General features: G+C 63.0%; 19 protein-coding genes. 4 read left to right on the top strand and 15 right to left on the bottom strand.

Annotated elements, in window-relative coordinates; genetic code table 11:
- Nucleotides 1-130: 130 nt before the first annotated feature.
- From NKH13_RS02630 to NKH13_RS02615, 4 genes are read right to left on the bottom strand one after another with little or no spacing between them, the layout of a single operon-like run.
- Entirely contained in the window at nucleotides 131-556 is a 426-nt protein-coding gene (locus tag NKH13_RS02630) for a DUF1178 family protein (protein WP_352910459.1), read from the bottom strand.
- A complete protein-coding gene (locus tag NKH13_RS02625) occupies nucleotides 553-1437 on the bottom strand; it encodes a carbon-nitrogen hydrolase family protein (RefSeq protein ID WP_352910457.1) in 885 nt (294 codons plus the stop codon). The genes NKH13_RS02630 and NKH13_RS02625 overlap by 4 nt, the downstream gene beginning before the upstream one ends.
- A gap of 10 nt (nucleotides 1438-1447) precedes the next feature.
- Nucleotides 1448-1717, bottom strand: coding sequence for a glutaredoxin 3 (gene grxC, locus NKH13_RS02620; protein WP_352910454.1), 270 nt, complete (start codon nucleotides 1715-1717; stop codon nucleotides 1448-1450).
- Nucleotides 1718-1754: 37 nt separating this feature from the next.
- Nucleotides 1755-2555 (bottom strand): ComF family protein, encoded by an 801-nt coding sequence (locus NKH13_RS02615; RefSeq protein WP_352910451.1) that lies wholly within the window; start codon nucleotides 2553-2555, stop codon nucleotides 1755-1757.
- Nucleotides 2556-2609: 54 nt separating this feature from the next.
- Between NKH13_RS02615 and NKH13_RS02610 the strand changes: the two genes are divergently transcribed.
- Nucleotides 2610-3482 (top strand): methyltransferase domain-containing protein, encoded by an 873-nt coding sequence (locus NKH13_RS02610; RefSeq protein ID WP_352910449.1) that lies wholly within the window; start codon nucleotides 2610-2612, stop codon nucleotides 3480-3482.
- 50 nt (nucleotides 3483-3532) lie between these two features.
- Here the strand turns inward: NKH13_RS02610 and NKH13_RS02605 are convergent, their stop codons facing one another.
- The 5 genes from NKH13_RS02605 to argJ all read right to left on the bottom strand — a co-directional run bounded on the left by NKH13_RS02605 (nucleotide 3533) and on the right by argJ (nucleotide 6694).
- On the bottom strand, nucleotides 3533-3712 hold the full coding sequence (locus NKH13_RS02605) for a Flp family type IVb pilin (RefSeq protein WP_352910447.1): 180 nt from the start codon (nucleotides 3710-3712) through the stop codon (nucleotides 3533-3535).
- Between the two features lie 109 nt (nucleotides 3713-3821).
- Nucleotides 3822-4127: a hypothetical protein gene (locus tag NKH13_RS02600; protein WP_352910445.1), complete on the bottom strand. Its 306-nt coding sequence runs from the start codon at nucleotides 4125-4127 to the stop codon at nucleotides 3822-3824.
- A 127-nt stretch (nucleotides 4128-4254) separates the two neighbouring features.
- Nucleotides 4255-4677, bottom strand: a complete 423-nt coding sequence (locus tag NKH13_RS02595; RefSeq protein WP_352910442.1) for a (deoxy)nucleoside triphosphate pyrophosphohydrolase — start codon at nucleotides 4675-4677, stop codon at nucleotides 4255-4257.
- Entirely contained in the window at nucleotides 4674-5453 is a 780-nt protein-coding gene (locus NKH13_RS02590; protein WP_352467596.1) for a GNAT family N-acetyltransferase, read from the bottom strand. The genes NKH13_RS02595 and NKH13_RS02590 overlap by 4 nt, the downstream gene beginning before the upstream one ends.
- Nucleotides 5453-6694: a bifunctional glutamate N-acetyltransferase/amino-acid acetyltransferase ArgJ gene (gene argJ / locus NKH13_RS02585; protein ID WP_352910437.1), complete on the bottom strand. Its 1242-nt coding sequence runs from the start codon at nucleotides 6692-6694 to the stop codon at nucleotides 5453-5455. The genes NKH13_RS02590 and argJ overlap by 1 nt, the downstream gene beginning before the upstream one ends.
- Before the next feature lie 181 nt (nucleotides 6695-6875).
- Between argJ and NKH13_RS02580 the strand changes: the two genes are divergently transcribed.
- On the top strand, nucleotides 6876-8102 hold the full coding sequence (locus NKH13_RS02580) for a caspase family protein (RefSeq protein ID WP_352910434.1): 1227 nt from the start codon (nucleotides 6876-6878) through the stop codon (nucleotides 8100-8102).
- Nucleotides 8103-8105: 3 nt separating this feature from the next.
- On the opposite strand, the gene NKH13_RS35590 is transcribed toward NKH13_RS02580, so the two are convergent.
- Entirely contained in the window at nucleotides 8106-8186 is an 81-nt protein-coding gene (locus tag NKH13_RS35590) for a hypothetical protein (RefSeq protein ID WP_502912331.1), read from the bottom strand.
- 265 nt (nucleotides 8187-8451) lie between these two features.
- On the opposite strand from NKH13_RS35590, the gene NKH13_RS02575 reads away from it, so the two are divergent.
- Complete coding sequence (locus NKH13_RS02575; protein ID WP_352910790.1) at nucleotides 8452-9108, top strand: TetR/AcrR family transcriptional regulator; 657 nt, start codon at nucleotides 8452-8454, stop codon at nucleotides 9106-9108.
- Between the two features lie 43 nt (nucleotides 9109-9151).
- On the opposite strand, the gene NKH13_RS02570 is transcribed toward NKH13_RS02575, so the two are convergent.
- Entirely contained in the window at nucleotides 9152-10066 is a 915-nt protein-coding gene (locus tag NKH13_RS02570) for a peptidylprolyl isomerase (protein ID WP_352910432.1), read from the bottom strand.
- 252 nt (nucleotides 10067-10318) lie between these two features.
- Between NKH13_RS02570 and secA the strand changes: the two genes are divergently transcribed.
- Nucleotides 10319-13051 carry a preprotein translocase subunit SecA gene (secA, locus tag NKH13_RS02565; RefSeq protein ID WP_352910430.1) on the top strand — a complete coding sequence of 911 codons (2733 nt, stop codon included), beginning with the start codon at nucleotides 10319-10321 and terminating at the stop codon, nucleotides 13049-13051.
- A 144-nt stretch (nucleotides 13052-13195) separates the two neighbouring features.
- On the opposite strand, the gene NKH13_RS02560 is transcribed toward secA, so the two are convergent.
- The 4 genes from NKH13_RS02560 to NKH13_RS02545 all read right to left on the bottom strand — a co-directional run bounded on the left by NKH13_RS02560 (nucleotide 13196) and on the right by NKH13_RS02545 (nucleotide 16806).
- Entirely contained in the window at nucleotides 13196-13447 is a 252-nt protein-coding gene (locus NKH13_RS02560; RefSeq protein ID WP_352910428.1) for a hypothetical protein, read from the bottom strand.
- Nucleotides 13444-13731 carry a hypothetical protein gene (locus NKH13_RS02555; protein WP_352910426.1) on the bottom strand — a complete coding sequence of 96 codons (288 nt, stop codon included), beginning with the start codon at nucleotides 13729-13731 and terminating at the stop codon, nucleotides 13444-13446. Before NKH13_RS02555 ends, NKH13_RS02560 begins: the two co-directional genes overlap by 4 nt.
- Before the next feature lie 4 nt (nucleotides 13732-13735).
- Nucleotides 13736-13999: a hypothetical protein gene (locus tag NKH13_RS02550; RefSeq protein ID WP_352910424.1), complete on the bottom strand. Its 264-nt coding sequence runs from the start codon at nucleotides 13997-13999 to the stop codon at nucleotides 13736-13738.
- 110 nt (nucleotides 14000-14109) lie between these two features.
- Complete coding sequence (locus NKH13_RS02545) at nucleotides 14110-16806, bottom strand: N-6 DNA methylase (protein ID WP_352910421.1); 2697 nt, start codon at nucleotides 16804-16806, stop codon at nucleotides 14110-14112.
- Between the last annotated feature and the right edge of the window lie 202 nt (nucleotides 16807-17008).

Genomic DNA, 17008 nt, shown 5'->3' with positions numbered 1-17008 from the left:
GTGAAAGGGGGCGGCAGCATCGGCGCCCCGACGCAGCCGGTCGGCTGTCGCAGGCGACGGCGCCGACTTTCACGATCACGGCGCTGCCTGGCGAAGAGATGCCTCGCTATGTCTGGAGCAGGTTGACCGATCAGTTGCGGTCGTCGGGGAAGCTTGGAATAGGCAAGAACTCGACGCCGTCATCGGCGAGGCTCTTGGCCTCCTCCAGCGTCGCCTCGCCATAGATGCCGCGTGGATCGCTCTCGCCAAAGTGGATCTTGCGCGCTTCCTCGGCAAATTTGTCGCCGACATAGTCGGCGTTCTCGCGCACCTTCTCCGCCATGGCCTTGAGCTGGGCCAGCGCCTGCTTTTGCGCCTCGCCCATGGCCAGCGCGATCTTTTCCTGGTTGCGCCCGGTCGAGACGGCAGGCGCCATCAGCGCCTTCTCGACCTTGTGCGAGCCGCAGGCCGGGCAATCGACGAAACCGCGCTTCTTCTGTGTGTCGAAATCGTCGTTGCTGCGGAACCAGGCCTCGAATTCGTGCTCGTGCTCGCAGATCAGGGAAAAGCGGATCAAGAGGCGGCACCCCTGAGCGGCATTGCCTCCGCCGAACCGGCGTTTACGGCAAAATCGCGTGCGTTTTTGAGATTCGGTATCTTCTTGCGTGCGGCGACTGACTGCGCCGCGTCGATCTCGGTGACGATCACAGCCGGCTCGTCATGGGCAGCCTCGGCGACGATGCGGCCCCAGGGATCGACGATCAGCGAATGGCCATAGGTTTCGCGGCCGTCCTCGTGCACTCCGCCTTGCGCGGCGGCAACCACATAGGCGCCGTTTTCGATGGCGCGCGCCCTGAGCAGCACATGCCAATGCGCTTCGCCGGTCTGGCGGGTGAAGGCGGCGGGCACCGAAAGCAGATCGGCGCCGGCCAGCGCCTCGGCACGGAACAGCTGCGGAAAGCGCAGATCGTAGCAGACGGCAAAGCCGAGCTTCGCGCCATCGATTTCGGCGACGACGGCTTCGGTGCCCGGCTCATAGGCGACGGATTCGCGCCAGCTCTCGCCATTGTCGAGATCGACGTCGAACATGTGAATCTTGTCGTAGGTGGCGATCGTGGCGCCGTCCGGCCCGAACAGAAGGGCGCGGTTGGCAAGCTTGCCGTCGGCGCGCAGAATGGCGGTCGAGCCGATATGCAGGAAGATGCCGAGCTCCTTGGCCAGCCTCCGCGACGTCGAGACGACGATGTCCTTGTCTTCGGAGGTGAAGGAAGCGGCCCGCGCTTGGCTGTCGCGGATCAGCGCGCCGGTCATTTCCGGGGTCTGGACATAGGTCGCGCCAAGGCCTGCCGCCTCGCGCACCAGCCGTTCCAGATCGACCGCATTGCGCTCCGGGCTGGTTCCCGAACGCATCTGGATCGCCGCCGCCTTGAAAGCACCCCCCGACTTGATGGCACCCATGGTCATGTCCTTATCTGGTCGAGCCGTTGGCGAGCAATCTGTCCAGCCGTCCTTCCGCCTCCAATTCGTGGAGATCGTCGGAGCCGCCGACATGCGTGTCGCCGATGAATATCTGCGGAAAGGTGGAACGGCCATGGGCCCGGGAGATCATTTCCTGGCGCAGTTCCGGCGAGAAGGAGGCGTCATGCTCGGTATAGGCGACGCCCTTCCTCTCGAGCAGCCGCTTGGCCGCGGTGCAATAGCCGCACATCATCCGCGTGTAGATCGTCACATCGACCATCGGTCAGCAACCCTGCCTCGTTCCGCTGTCATCTAGGCTATATAGGCGCCGATTCGTCGGCCCGAAAGTCCCCCGGCAGCACACGCGCGAAGGTCAGTACGTCGACTGCGCCGGCACCGCCCTTCTTCAATGCCCTGGCGACCGCGCGGACGGTGGCGCCGGTGGTGTAGACATCGTCGATCAACAGCACCCGACGGCCGGCGATTTCGATCTCCGCCTCATCAGGCACTTTGAATGCGGCGCGAACATTTTCCTCGCGTTCCCGCCGCTCCAGCCCGACCTGCTGGCGCGTGAGTTTGACGCGCTTGATGGCTGATGGCGCGAAAGGCCGCCCGCCGAGCTGCGCCACCGCCCGCGCCAGTTCCGCCGACTGGTTGAACTGCCGCCTGAAGAAGCGCCGCCAGTGCAGCGGCACCGGCACGACCACCTCGGCCTCGGCGATGAGCTCGGCACCGGCGCGAAGCATCCAGCGCGCCATCCACGGCGCCAGATCGGTCCGATCCTGGTATTTCAGCCCTTGCACCATCTGGCGGGCAACGCCGGAATAGGCGACCGCCGCCCGCGCGCGCTCGAACGGCGGCGGGTCGGCTATCGCCTCTGCCGACAGGAACCCCTCACCCATATTGTGGGTGAACGGCGTGCCCATCACCGGGCACCATGGCCGTTCCAGCAGCCTGAGTTTCGGCCAGCAGGCGCCGCACAACACCCCGGGCTGCGAGACATGGCGGCGGCAGCCGGCGCAGACCGGCGGGAACAAGAGGCGCGCCGGCCAGCCCACTGCCTTTCGGGCAATGCTCTTGATCGCAATACGCTTGATCTCTGGCATCGGATCGGCCACGTGATTGGTCCTCCGCATCACTATATCAGAGAGCGAAGCACAAGGACCTGCCCATTGCAGCCTGTAATCGACACCTCGCTCTGGCTGGCGCGCAAGCGCCGGGCTCTGGCCCGCCCCATCGCCGGGGCGGATTTCCTCATGCGGCGGGCGGCCGAGGATCTTGCCGACCGGCTCGGCGCTGTCGAACGCAGGTTCGGCAAGGCGGCCTCATTGTTTTGCCAGACGCCGGCAGCAGCAGAGGTGCTCGCTGAAAGCGGCAAGGTTACGGAAAACGTGCGCGTCGAGGCCGACGCCGCTTTCCTGGGCGGCCAGCCAGGAGTGGTGGCGCCGTTGGAAACCGTGCCATTCGAACCGGAGAGCCTCGACCTCGCAGTCTCGCTGCTGTCGCTGCAGGCGATGAACGACATTCCCGGCATGCTGGTGCAGATCCGCCGGGCGCTGAAGCCGGACGGGCTTTTCCTCGGCGCCTTCGCCGGCACAGGCACGCTTTCCGAGCTGCGCGAAAGCCTGCTTGCCGCCGAGACCGAGCTCTATGGCGGCGCCAGCCCGCGTGTGATCCCGTTCACCGACGTCCGCGACGCCGGCGCGCTGCTGCAGCGCGCCGGCCTGGCACTGCCGGTTGCCGACGTCGAGACGATCACGGTGCGCTATGATTCCCTGTTTGGCCTGGTCGCCGACCTGCGCGCCATGGGCGAGACCAGCGCTCTTGTCGACCGCACTAGGCGGCCGGGCACGCGAGCATTGTTCGCGCGCGCCGCCGAAATCTATGCCGAGCGGTTTTCGGATGCCGATGGCCGCGTCAGGGCGAGTTTCTCGGTGGTCTGGATGTCAGGCTGGGCGCCCGATGCCTCTCAGCAAAAACCGCTGAAGCCGGGCTCCGCAAAAATATCGCTGAAGACGATCCTGGAAAACCCCGGCGGCTCCTGACCGGATCCTTGCGCAAAAAGCTAAGCGTACCCACGCAAGAACCAAGCGGGTCACTGCGCAAAAGCGTTGGCAAGCTTGCTGCTGTTGTCGCTGAACAGCCACTGAATCGCACCGGCAGCCCGGCCGACGCCAGCGACAATGGCAAGCGACAGCACGGCAACGATCAAACCATATTCGATAGCCGTCGCACCCCTCTCGTCTTCTAAAAATCGTTGCAGCAAGATTTTCATGGGCGCCCATCCCTCTTGCCCGAACCTAGCGCCGACCCGTTAAGAAAGGTTAACGCGACAGGCTTAACGGGCAGTGAAACAGCTGCATTGTAGAGATCTGTTGAGGACGTCAGCAGTCGCCGCTGCTTCTGCCATCGACCCGTATAACGCAGACCGAACCGGGCAGCGGCTGCAGCACGCTCTTGCGCAGCGTATAGCTGTCGCGCTGGCCGATCGAGCCGGTGCTCATCGTATCAAGGCCGTCGCGGGCAAACTGCGAGCGGGTCCGGCTGTCGAGGTAGGGCGTCGCGATCAACGCCAGAGCCACCGCGGCCGAGCCGAACAAAAGGGTGATGCGCAGTATTCCCATGCCGGCATTTGCGGCGCCAGGAAGGCGGTCGGGCCAAGGCGAGTCCCAGTCCTTGTCGAAGCTCATGCAAATCGCTCCCCAGCGGTGAAATCGGCGTAACCGCCTTGCGTCAATTTTTCACGGCCAGATAAATCTTTCATTAACGCTGCCGATATCGCGTTGCGGAGCTGCCCGGTTTACGGGAGGTCGGCCGTTACAGCAGATCGATGAGGAACTGGATCAGCGGGGCATCGGCCGGCGGCATTGGAAAATCGCGCATCTGGCGCGGCCGCACCCATTTCAGCACCTGGCCTTCCTTCGGCTGGGCAATGCCACGAAAGCGACGGCAGACGAACAGCGGCATCAGCAGGTGAAAATCATCGTAGGAATGGCTGGCAAAGGTGAGTGGCGCCAGGCAAGGGATGTCGGTCTCGATGCCGATCTCCTCGTACAATTCGCGGATCAGGCATTGTTCCGGCGTCTCACCGGGCTCGACCTTGCCGCCCGGAAACTCCCACAGGCCGGCGAGTTGCTTGCCTTCGGGCCGCTGCGCCAACAGCACGCGCCCGTCGGCATCGACGAGCGCGCAGGCCGCGACCAGGAGCAGGCGCTTGCCGGCCGTGTTTGAGCCGCTCATGCGCCTTGTGGCCGGCGATAGTGATAGCGATAGACTTCGTCGAATCCGAGCGAACGGTAAAGCGCCAGCGCCGGCGCGTTGTCCGCCTCGACCTGCAGCCAGGCTTCCCGCGCCCCGCGCAGCCGCGCCCATTTCAACGCCGACCGGATGAGGTGGCGGCCATGGCCCTGGTTGCGCACCGATCTGTCGGTGGCGATCTCGAACAGCCCGGCAAGGTCGCCGTCATGCACGCAGATCAACGTTGCCAGCGGCTCGCTGCCGGCCTCCAGCGCAAACAGCCCCGCCTCCGGCTGGATGGCGCCGATGATCTCCGACAGGCCCGGCCGCAGCGACACATGCGAGCCGCTCACCTTGAGCGCGGCACCGATGAAACGGCTGATGTCCTTCAACGGAATCTGGTCCATGGCATCTTCGAGCGCGGCGTCCGCCAACGGCAGCCGCATGACGAGCGACTCCGCGAATGTGCTCCAGCCCTCGCTGTCGAGGTACTTTGACAGATCCGGCCCCGACAGCGGCGAGATGCGAAAGGTCAGCGGCCTGCCATAGGCGTCGAAGCGGCGGCTGGCGCGGCCGATGCGCTCGGCAATGTGCTGGATGTCGCCCGGATCGAGCGGATTGACCGAATTCAGCCGCTTGGCCGGGTGGCCGGCCGTCAGCCGCACCACCCAGGTACCATCATAATGGACGGCGGCCGCCGGCCAGGCACGAAAGCCGGCCGCCTCGTAGCGGCGCACGATCGCCAACACGCTTGCCGGATGTCTGGAAGCCAACGCCATCAGCTCCGATAGTCGCCATTGATGGCGACATATTCCTTGGTGAGGTCACAGGTCCACACCGTCGCCTTGCCGCGGCCGATGCCGATATCGGCGCGGATGCGGATCTCGTCGCGCTTCATATACGCCGAAGTCGCCGCTTCGGAATAGGCGGCGTCGCGCTCGCCCTGATACGCCAGGCGGTTGTCGCCGAACCAGATCGACAGAAGGTCGCGGTCGGCCGGTTCGCCGGCCTTGCCGACGGCCATGACGACGCGGCCCCAATTGGCGTCCTCGCCGGCGACTGCCGTCTTGACCAGCGGCGAATTGGCGATCGACAGCGCGATGCGCTTGGCCGAGCGGGCCGATTTGGCCCCGGTGACGGTGACCTCGACCTGCTTGCGGGCGCCCTCGCCGTCGCGTACCACCTGCAGCGCCAGCGATTTCAGCACCTTGCCGAGGGCACGGCGGAAGGCGCCGAGGCGCGCATCCTTGGGGTCGGAAATTGCCGGCGCGCCGCGCCTGGCGGCAGCACCCGTGGCGAACATCAGCAGCGTGTCGCTGGTCGAGGTGTCGCTGTCGACGGTAACCGCGTTGAAGGTCTTGGACGTGCCGCGCGACAAGAGATCCTGCAGCACGGGTGCTGCGATCGGCGCATCGGTGGCGATGAAGGAAAGCATCGTCGCCATGTCGGGCGCGATCATCCCGGCGCCCTTGGCGATACCGTTGATGGTGACGTCGGCATCGCCGAGCTTGACCGTCGCGGTCGCCAGTTTGGGATAGGTGTCGGTGGTCATGATCGCCTTGGCGGCTTCGGTCCACAATTCCGGCTTGCCGTCCTTGACCAGCCCGGCCAGCAGATGGCTGAACTTGCCGGTGTCGAGCGGTTCGCCGATGACGCCGGTCGAGGCCAGGAACACCTCGCCTGCTGTGCAGCCGGCTGCTTTCGCTGCCACCTCGCCCGTGAGTGCCGTCGAGGCCCGGCCCTTCTGGCCGGTAAAGGCATTGGCATTGCCGGAATTGACGACCAGCACACGTGCCTTGCCGGCCACGAGGTTCTGCCGGCAGAAATCGACGGGCGCCGACGGGCACTTTGATTTGGTGAAGACGCCGGCGACGGTGGTGCCGGCGTCGAACACCATGGCCAGCAAGTCGGTGCGGTTCTTGTATTTTATGCCGGCCTCGGCGGTGGCGATGCGCACGCCCTCGATCACCGGCATCTTGGGATATTTCTTCGGCGCGAGCGGCGAAACCTCTGTGGACATGGAAGACCCCGGGCGGGAAAAATCGCGAAAGGAACGCCGGTTTGCCCGATAGCGCGCGCCGGCGCAAGGCGTTTTCACAGCCGTTGTGGGTGCCGGAAGCCTGACACCTGCCCCGGCCGCAAGCAAGACTGTTGCAAATTTGTTGGCGTCGCTGCGGCCGATAGCGCTATGATCCTGCCCGATGGGCAGGCTTGTGGTCTTGGCACTGGCGTTTCTGGGCTTTCTGCTGCTGCGCGCGGATGCGCAGACGGCGCGGCGCGTAGCGCTTGTGGTAGGCAACGGCAGCTACGCCGAAGCCGGCACGCTGGCCAATCCCGTCAACGATGCGCTCGACATCGCCGACAAGCTGCGCGCCATCGGTTTCGAGGTGATCGAAGGCAACGATCTCGGCAAGCGCGAACTCGAACGCAAGATCGGCGAATTCTCCGATGCGCTGCAAGGTGCCGGTGCCGGGCTGTTCTACTATGCCGGCCACGGCCTGCAGGTCGACGGGCGCAACTTCATCGTGCCGGTCGACGCCCGGCTGGACATGCCGGTCAAGCTCCAGCTCGAGGCGGTGCCGATCGACGAGGTTCTCGACATCATGGAGCAGCAGACCAAGGTCAGCCTGGTCTTCCTCGATGCCTGCCGCAACAACCCGTTTGCCCGAAGTCTCAGCCGCAGCGCCACGACGCGCTCGGCGACGGCCCTCGCCGGCCTTGCCCAGTTCGAGTCGACACGCGGCTCGTTCATCGCCTTCTCGACGGCACCCGGCGCCGTCGCAATGGACGGGACGGGGCGCAACTCGCCCTTTGCCGCGGCACTTTTGCGGCATATGGCCGAGCCCGGACAGAGCATCAACGACATGATGATCGCGGTGCGCCGCGACGTCGTTTCCGCAACGCGCGAGGCGCAGCGTCCGTGGGAGCAGGGATCGCTGCTCGAGCGTTTCGAATTCGTTCCGGGCGGAGACACTGCCCAGCAACCGAAACCGGCCGTCAGCCCGGCTCCCGCGTCGCAGGTGGCGGCGCTTGAGCGCTCCGTCGGCGACAAGGGTGCCATCGAAAAATTCCTGCGCGAAAACTATCTGGCGCCTGATGCCAGGAGAATGCGCGAAACGGTCAAGCGGCTTTACGGTTCGTCGGCCACCATCTACGGCACGCGTTACGACAGCGAGGCCATCGTCAAGGTCAAGGCCGACTGGTTCGCGCAATGGGCGTCGTGGTCGTTCGATCTCGAGCCCGGCAGCCTCGAGGTGACGCCGCACGGCAAGGACCGCGCCGACGTGGTTTTCGCCATGAGCTACGATTATGTACCGAAAGACAAATCGGCGCAGCGCCTGACCGGCAAGGCGCGGGTAACGCTTGAGCTCGTTATGACTGACGGAGCGTGGCGCGTTGTGTCGGAAACGTCGCAAGCGCTGGAATGAACATCACCGCACCGTTGGGTTGATGAACCCGCGAAACGCCCGCTGCACGCCCGGAATCAGTCCCCAGATCATGATCGAGACCATCAGCGGCGCGATGACCAGCGTACGTTGCCAGATTTGCCATTCCTGCGTCAGCGGAAAACCACGTACAAAATGGCAGTGATCAGCGGATAGACGCCGAGCAGCACCAGCAGGGCGAAGCGCAGGCGCGAAAAGCGGGTGGCGGCGGTCGGAGTCATTGTTGTTCTCCATATCGTTACGGAACGTTCCGTTACATATAAAACGGATCGTTTCGTTTCGTCAAGAGTTGTATATGATGGCTGCTGAAATCGCGGGTAAGGAAGAAGAGATGGGCGAAACCACCGATCCTGGGCGCAAGTCAGCCGGCGCACGGCGCAGCCCCGAAAGCGCCGACGCCATTCTCGATGCCGCCGAAGCGGTACTGGTCGAAGCCGGTTATTCCGGCTTCTCCATCGAGGCGGTGGCGCGGCGGGCGCGCGCGGGAAAACCGACGATCTATCGCTGGTGGCCAAGCAAGGCCGTCCTGCTGCTCGATGTTTATCAGCGGCAAAAGCGCGTCGACAATCCCGATACCGGGAACCTTGAGCAGGATCTCGTCGGCTTTCTGAAGAGCTTGTTCGCGCACTGGCGCGACACATCGTCGGGCAGCGTGTTCAGATCGCTGATCGCCGAGGCGCAGTCGGACGAAAAAGCGGCCGCCGCCCTCGCCGAATACGCAAGAGGGCGTCGCGTCCATACCGGCCAGATGGTCGAACGCGCCAAGGCAAGGGGAGAGGTGGCAGCCGATGTCGATGCCACTGTCGTCGCCGACTTGATCGCCTCGTTTGCCTGGACGCACCTTCTGACAGATCGCCTGGACGAGGACGAAGCGATCTTACGCAGGGCGGTACGTTATATCTTGAAAGGCATAGTCGTTGACGGCGCCGGCGACGCCACGGCGGTCCGGCGGCGGCGTCGACGCATCATCGCTCGCCCTACCAAATAGAAGCGACAGGGCGGCAGCGCGCCCTGTCGTAGCTCAATCTGGCCTATTTGGCGCTTTCCAGCGCGTCGACCGTCTTCTTCAGGTTGGCATCGGGGATGTCGACCTTGGCGTTGGCGCGCAGCGACTTGACCAGCGCGAAATACTTGTCGCGGATGACCGCCTGGCGCGCCTGGTCCTTGACCTGGTCGAAGGCCGGCGGCTGCTTGGTGCGCTTGTCCTCGACCTTGATGACGTGCCAGCCGAACTGCGACTGCACCGGCTGCTCGGTGTATTTGCCGACCGCCAGCGCAAACACCGCCTTGTCGAACTCCGGCACCATCTGGCCAGGCCCGAACCAGCCGAGATCGCCGCCGCTGGTCTTGCCGCTCGGATCGCTGGTGTGCTCGTTGGCGAGTTTCTGGAAGTCGGCGCCGCCGTCGAGCTGCTTGATGATGGCGTCGGCCTCTTCCTTCGTCTTCACGAGGATGTGACGGGCGTGCACCTCATTGCTAGGCGGCGTGTTGGCAATTTCCTGGTCGTAGCGGGCGCGGACCTCGGCATCGGTAACCTTGTTGACGACGCCCTTCTCGACCATTTCGCCATGCAGCGCGCGCTGCTGCAGGAAGGCCATGCGGCGCTGGAAGTCGGGATCCTTGTCGAGGCCGGTGGTCACCGCCTGAGCCGCCATGACGCGGATTTCGATCGCCGCCGAAAGCGCCGCGGCGCGGCGCTGCTCGGGCGGAAGCTGCGCGAACTGCTGCGACAGCTCGCCCTCGGCAAGCCCAAGGTCTGCCTCGGTCAGCGTCTGGCCGTTGATGGTGGCGACCACGGCGTTCGGATCGACCGGCTTGGCCGGAGCGGGTGCTGCCGGCTGGGCAGGGGCGGCTTCCTGCGCCATCAGCGGCGACAGCGAAAGGGCCGACAGCCCGAATGCCAGACCAAGGCTGGCGAGCGACGCACGGCGGAACAACAAGGACATTACGATTATCTCCAAAGCGGGGTAGCTAGAGCGGAATGGCTTCCAGACCAGCAGGATTGTGGCGGAATTTGGCGCGGTCGACACGGCGAGCGCGGCGTTGACATCGAATGAGCCCCCTCTTATCTGTCCAACGACTTTGCGTCCAGAACCGTTTTCCGGGCGCTTTTTGCGTTTGCCCGCGTTCACGCGGAGTTGATGGGGCCGGCCGGCGCCCATCGCAATGACTTGGAATGCTATCGAAAGGGCCATTGGATGGTCAGTCTCGGCGGTCTCGCCCGTAAGGTTTTCGGCTCCTCCAACGATCGTCGGGTCAAATCGACCCGGCCTCGCGTCGAGGCGATCAATGCCATGGAAAACGAGATGCGGGCGCTCTCCGACGCCGAGCTTCAGGCCCGCACCGACAAATTCCGCCAGGACATTGCCAATGGCGCCAGCCTGGACGACCTCCTGGTGCCGGCCTTCGCTACCGTGCGCGAGGCCGCCCGCCGCGTGCTCGGCATGCGGCCGTTCGACGTACAGCTGATCGGCGGCATGGTGCTGCACAATGGCGGCATTGCCGAGATGCGCACCGGCGAAGGCAAGACGCTGGTGGCGACGCTGCCGGTCTACCTCAACGCGCTCGCCGGCAATGGCGTCCATGTCGTCACCGTCAACGATTACCTGGCCACGCGCGACTCCGAATGGATGGGCCGCGTCTACAAATTCCTCGGCCTTAAGGTCGGCGTCATCGTCCATGGCCTGTCCGACGAGGAGCGCCGCGTCGCCTACGCCGCCGACGTCACCTACGCCACCAACAACGAGCTCGGCTTCGACTATCTGCGCGACAACATGAAATACGAGCGCGCCCAGATGGTGCAGCGTGGTCACAGCTACGCGATCGTCGACGAGGTCGATTCCATCCTGGTCGACGAGGCCCGCACGCCGCTTATCATTTCCGGTCCGCTCGAGGACCGCTCGGAAATGTACAACACCATCGACACCTTCATCATCCAGCTGCAGCCGCAGGACTACGAGATCGACGAGAAGCAGAAGACCTCGATCTTCACCGAGGAAGGCACCGAGAAGCTGGAGAACATGCTGCGCGATGCCGGCCTGCTCAAGGGCGAGTCGCTCTACGATGTCGAGAACGTCGCCATCGTCCACCACGTCAACAACGCGCTGAAGGCGCACCGGCTGTTCCAGCGGGACAAGGACTACATCGTGCGCAACGGCGAGATCGTCATCATCGACGAGTTCACCGGCCGCATGATGCCCGGCCGCCGCTATTCGGAGGGCCTGCACCAGGCGCTCGAAGCCAAGGAGCATGTGGCGATCCAGCCGGAGAACCAGACGCTCGCCTCGGTCACCTTCCAGAACTATTTCCGCCTCTACAAGAAGCTCGCCGGCATGACCGGCACGGCGCTGACCGAGGCCGAGGAATTCGCCAACATCTACAATCTCGACGTCACCGAGATCCCGACCAACCTGCCGGTCATCCGCCTTGACGAAGACGACGAGGTCTACCGGACGGTCGAGGAGAAATACAAGGCGATCGTCAAGGAGATCAAGGAAGCCCGCGCCAAGGGCCAGCCGACGCTGGTCGGCACCACCTCGATCGAAAAGTCCGAACAGCTGGCCGAACGCCTGCGCAAGGAAGGTTTCAAGGATTTCGAGGTGCTGAACGCCCGCCACCACGAGCGCGAGGCGGCGATCGTTGCCCAGGCCGGCAAGCCCGGTGCCATCACCATCGCCACCAACATGGCCGGCCGCGGCACCGACATCCAGCTCGGCGGCAATGCCGACATGCGCATCGCCGAGGAGCTTGGCGACATGCCGGCCGGCCCCGAGCGCGAGGCCAGGGAAAAGGAAATCCGCGACGACATCGCCCGGCTGAAGGAAAAGGCGCTCGCCGCCGGCGGTCTTTACGTGCTCGCCACCGAGCGCCATGAATCGCGCCGCATCGACAACCAGTTGCGCGGCCGCTCAGGCCGCCAGGGCGATCCTGGCCGCTCGAAATTCTTCCTGTCGCTGCAGGACGACCTGATGCGCATCTTCGGTTCCGAGCGCATGGACGGCATGCTGCAAAAGCTCGGCCTCAAGGAAGACGAGGCGATCATCCACCCGTGGATCAACAAGGCGCTGGAGAAGGCGCAGAAGAAGGTCGAGGCGCGCAACTTCGACATCCGCAAGAACCTGTTGAAATATGACGACGTCTCCAACGACCAGCGCAAGGTGGTGTTCGAACAGCGCATCGAGCTGATGGACGGCGAAGGCCTGTCGGAGACCATCACCGAGATGCGCGAAGGCGTCATCGAGGAGATCGTCGCCAAGAACATCCCCGAAAACGCCTATGCCGAGCAGTGGAACGTCGCCGGTCTCAAGGCCGAGATCGCCGAGTTCCTCAATCTCGATCTGCCGGTCGAGGACTGGGTCAAGGAAGAAGGCATTGCCGAGGACGACATCCGCGAGCGCATCAGCCAGGCCGCCGAGGCCGCCGCCAAGGAGCGCGCCGAGCGCTTCGGCCCCGACGTGATGACCTACGTCGAGCGCTCCGTGGTGCTGCAGACGCTCGACCATCTGTGGCGCGAGCACATCGTCAATCTCGACCATCTGCGCTCGGTCGTCGGCTTCCGCGGCTATGCCCAGCGCGATCCGCTGCAGGAGTACAAGGGCGAAGCGTTCGAGCTGTTCCAGGCGATGCTGGGCAATCTGCGCCAGGCCGTCACCGCGCAATTGATGCGCGTCGAACTGGTCCGCCAGGCGGCCGACGCGCCGCCGCCCGAGGCCCCCGACATGTTCGGCAGCCATATCGACGGCAGCACCGGCGAAGACGATTTCGAAGGCGGCGAGACGGCCGTGCTGGTCCGCCAGGAGACCAATGCCATCGTCGCCCCCGAAGACCGCGACCCGAAGAACCCGGCCACCTGGGGCAAGGTCGGCCGCAACGAAGCCTGCCCGTGCGGGTCGGGCAAGAAGTATAAGCATTGTCATGGCGCGTTTGCGTAAAGCGCCCACTTCCTTCGCCCCGTTCACGGGGAGAAGGTGCCCGAAGGGGCGGATGAGGGGCAGAGCCGGCGTTTGCGAGTAGCCAATCTCCCCACCTGAGGGGGAGATGGCCGGCAGGCCAGAGGGGGGCGCTGTCCCGCCGGCCTAGGCCTTAAGCCGTTCCAACTCCGACGCAAAAGCAGCCCGCAAAGCCTCGCCTTCTTCCCGCGGAAGCAACAGCGTCAGCTCCGGAAACAGTTTCTCCCAGCTAGCTGCCTCGGCTCCGCTCCATGGCAGCCGCTCAGCCTTGCGGGCAAGCTGAAGCAGTCGGTTGAGGTGCTTGCGGATATAGGCGACGTTAGGAGCGCGAGGCGCAGTGACGGCATGTTCGGGCTCGAAAAGCGAAAGCTGATTCATGCCGCCTTAAGCCGCTCCATCTCGGCTTCGAACTCGAACTTCAACTGCGCAGCCTCTTCCTCAGGCAGCCAAAGCACCATCTGTGGCACGATCTTGCGGTAGAGCCGGACGCTATCCTGATCCCAAGGCAGCGTTTCCGCACTGCGCGCCTCCGCGATAAGCCTGTGCAATCGCGCACGCACCCGATCCGGATCGCCGTGATAATAAACCGTAGGCGCATCTTCGTCGAACAGGTCGGACTGTTCTTCGGCGCCAAAAAGGTCGAGTTGATTTCTGCCGGGCATCCGCTCAGCTTCCATCCAACAACTGCGCTACAAGCGCGTCGATCTTCTGCGCCACGCCGGCCTCTTTCAATGTATCGCGTATCATCCCTCGGGCGCGCTGGAAGCCGGCAGTTTCGGCGATGTCGACAGAGGCGACGATCTCTTCAGCTTTGGCTGCGGCGCCGGCCAGTTCGGTGTGAAGCCTAATGGCCGGATCGAAACGCGGGATCGGCAGATTGAATACCACCTTGTCAAAATCACGCGCTCCCCACTGGCCTTTGGATTGCATCGCCTCAATTCGACCGCGCACGGTCTCTGAATTGATAAGCGCCGTTAGGTAGCCGCCTTCGTCGCGGTCACGGATCGCAGTCCAATACAGTTTATGCTCTATTGCAGCTTCTATGTTCTCAAGTATGCAGGCAGCGGGATTTGTCCAGAGGCTGCATAAACAATTCGCATCGGGGCAACCGGAAATTGCGACGATAGTTCCCCATGATAGTCCCAGCGTTGTTTGAGCGATAGCGAGTTGCTTTCGGACGCATTGGCCTTCCAAGTGGCCTCCGCTTCTCGCATCCACTCAGCAATCCCTTGGTATCCCCGATTAAGTGCGGTGTCGGAAGAGAGCATCTCGCCTTTAGCCGTCACTGGGATCACGCCCTCGAAGGGCCTCCAGACGCGATATGGCAGAATGCTTTCACCAAGCAGAACCGGTCTCAAGAACTCCTTCTCCACGCGTCCCTCGAGCCCCGGCAGGCTTTTCCAAGGCGGCTTTTCTTGCGTGGAACGCCGGCTGACGACATAGGGCGCATTGGGGTCGGCGCCGAGCGCGCCGAGATTCCTTCTTTCGACGAAGCAGAGAAAGCGTGGCACTAGAGTGGCACCCTGCCGAAATTGCTTGCGATAGACCGAGCCGCCAGTAAAGGTGGCCTCGGTCAGATCACCGGGCATTTCGTCAACGGTGAGCCTTGCATCGGCGATATCTTCCGGCGCATCTCTATATGGCAGCGAGCCCGAATACGCGCGACGAACGATTTTCTCCGTCATCTGCTGACCCACGCGGCGCTTGGTCGCAAAAATCACGCAGGACGGCACCGGAAACAGTGGCTGCACCCTATCGTCCATTGTCCAGGTCTCATCGAACCGTAACCTGACGCTTTCAAAAATGCCGGAGCGAAATTTCTCAAATTGGCCCCGCGTCAGTGCCGCCAGCGGTAACACGAAGGCCAGCTTGCCGCCGGAACGCAGATAGAGCGATGCGGCGCGGACCGTGAAGAGTGCGCAGAGATCGTTCTGGGTTGATAGTTTGCCACCGACGAAAACTCGCTCGCTTTTCGAGAGATCGCGAAAACGCACCTGCAGGTCGGCGCTCATATGTCTGAAAGCGACCCAAGGTGGATTACCGACTATAACGTTGGCCCAACCGCCAGATGCCGACAAGAAGAGTGGGCGTGAAAGATTGCGCGCCACGTAGGCCCACACAGTGTCACGTCCTTCGCGGCGCAACCGGTCGAAGACCAAATAGGTCTTGCCAAGATCTTCGATGCCGCGTTTCTGCTCTTCTGTTAGGCCTTCTTGGCGAAACGCCCCGGCGGTCGGAATTGCCGCGTAATGCTGCTCGGTAATCCGGGCCAGCGCCTGCTCGACCTGCGGGCGTGTCATATTCTGCTCTGAACCGGAGCGCATCCTCTCGATTGCTTTGTCGAACAACGCCGGGTCACGACAGAACACTTCAGGGAAATCGAGTTTTTCGCCTCCACTGCCATTGGGCTCACCGCTTTGACCGTCGCCAGCTGCCGGCGGCGGAACGCGTATTGTCAACTCTTTGTCGGTTAGCATGCGGCTGATTGACAGTTGCAGGGCATCGCCGAGGTAGACGGGAATCGACAGGGATCCAGAGCGCTGGTTCAGCACCGGCGCCAATGCCAGAAGATAGGTGACCCGCGCGATGATGACTGCGACAGGGTGGATATCCATGCCTGAGATAAGCTGCGTCGCTTCTGCCGCCCGGTTGATAACCGGCATATCGACTTCTTCCGCTTCGACCAGAAAATTGCGAATGGCGTGAAACAGGAAAGTGCCTGAGCCACAGGCAGGGTCGAGAACTTTTTGCTCGACCGGTGCACTTACTGTGTTTCGTACTACCTTGGCCGCCAACCAGTCGGGTGTGTAGTACTCACCAAGGCCATGACGCTCTTCACGATCTATAAGTGATTCATAGAGAATTTTCAGAACATCGCTTTTGACCTCACGCAGACGAAAGCGACGGACATGCGCCATGATCCTGCGCACCAGTCTCACGCCCTCCGGCGCGGCGACGATCCAGTCGAAGAAATCGCTTTCCACCGCGCCGTATATGTTGGCCTGCTGAAACGCCCGCCCGGAGAGCACACGCGCCGGGTCATCCTCTACAAGGTCGAGAACGGCCAGCGCCACGCATTTCGAGACGATCACTAGAAACGTATGCTGTATCCAGAGCATCTCATTTTCTATGTCACGCCCATAGACCATCTTGAGGAGCGTCGACCAGAGCTGCTTCTTCAACGCCACGTCGGGCCGGTGTTCGAGCGTCCGCCAGATCGCAATCAGCTCTTCCGATGCACGTCGGAAAGCGACGCTATCCTGCCCCAATTCAAGACGAATGGTTAGAGGCTCGGGTGGGAGCGATGATTTGAGCGCTAGCGCGCCGTCAAGCCAAGCGAGAAACAGTTCTCCTTTGTCGGGATCAAGAATGATTTCTTTTATCTTGTCGAGCTCACCGTTCCTAAGTTCGAAGACCGCCCACTTCAGTCCATCGCTTGCAATGCCGACAAAACGCTCGCTCTCTTCGCGTTCCCGATCGGCCAGATAGTCGGGCATGCGCCGCGCAACGTCTGGCCACTCACGGTCAAGATTGGATTTCGCCTCGAAGACTGTCCGCCCGATAAGGGCATCGATGCGTCCGCGCACTTCCGGAACCCGGCGTTCAAAATCCACGGACTGGATGTCCGCGCCGAATTCCTCAGTAAGAAGACTTCGGAAATCTGCCTTGACCTCATCGTGACCGGGACGCCGGGAAAGGTGGACAAGAATTTCTTTTGTTTTTTCACTGACGGCCACGCCGCATCCTCCAAGTACTTTCGATACCTACGCGATTCGGCAGGGCAATGTTTTTCGAACTCTCAACATCAAACATTTTTATCCACATCTCTCAAACTCCCTCCCTTTCCAGCTCAGGTCAGAGACTAGGTATCGGCAAGGCTATGGAACCTCCCTTTTGGCTAGCACTACCTTGACGCCCCCCTCGCCACCCAACCGTTTC

Source organism: Mesorhizobium sp. M1348 (assembly GCF_040317925.1).
GTDB lineage: Bacteria > Pseudomonadota > Alphaproteobacteria > Rhizobiales > Rhizobiaceae > Mesorhizobium.
This window is presented reverse-complemented; position numbering and strand designations above follow the sequence as displayed.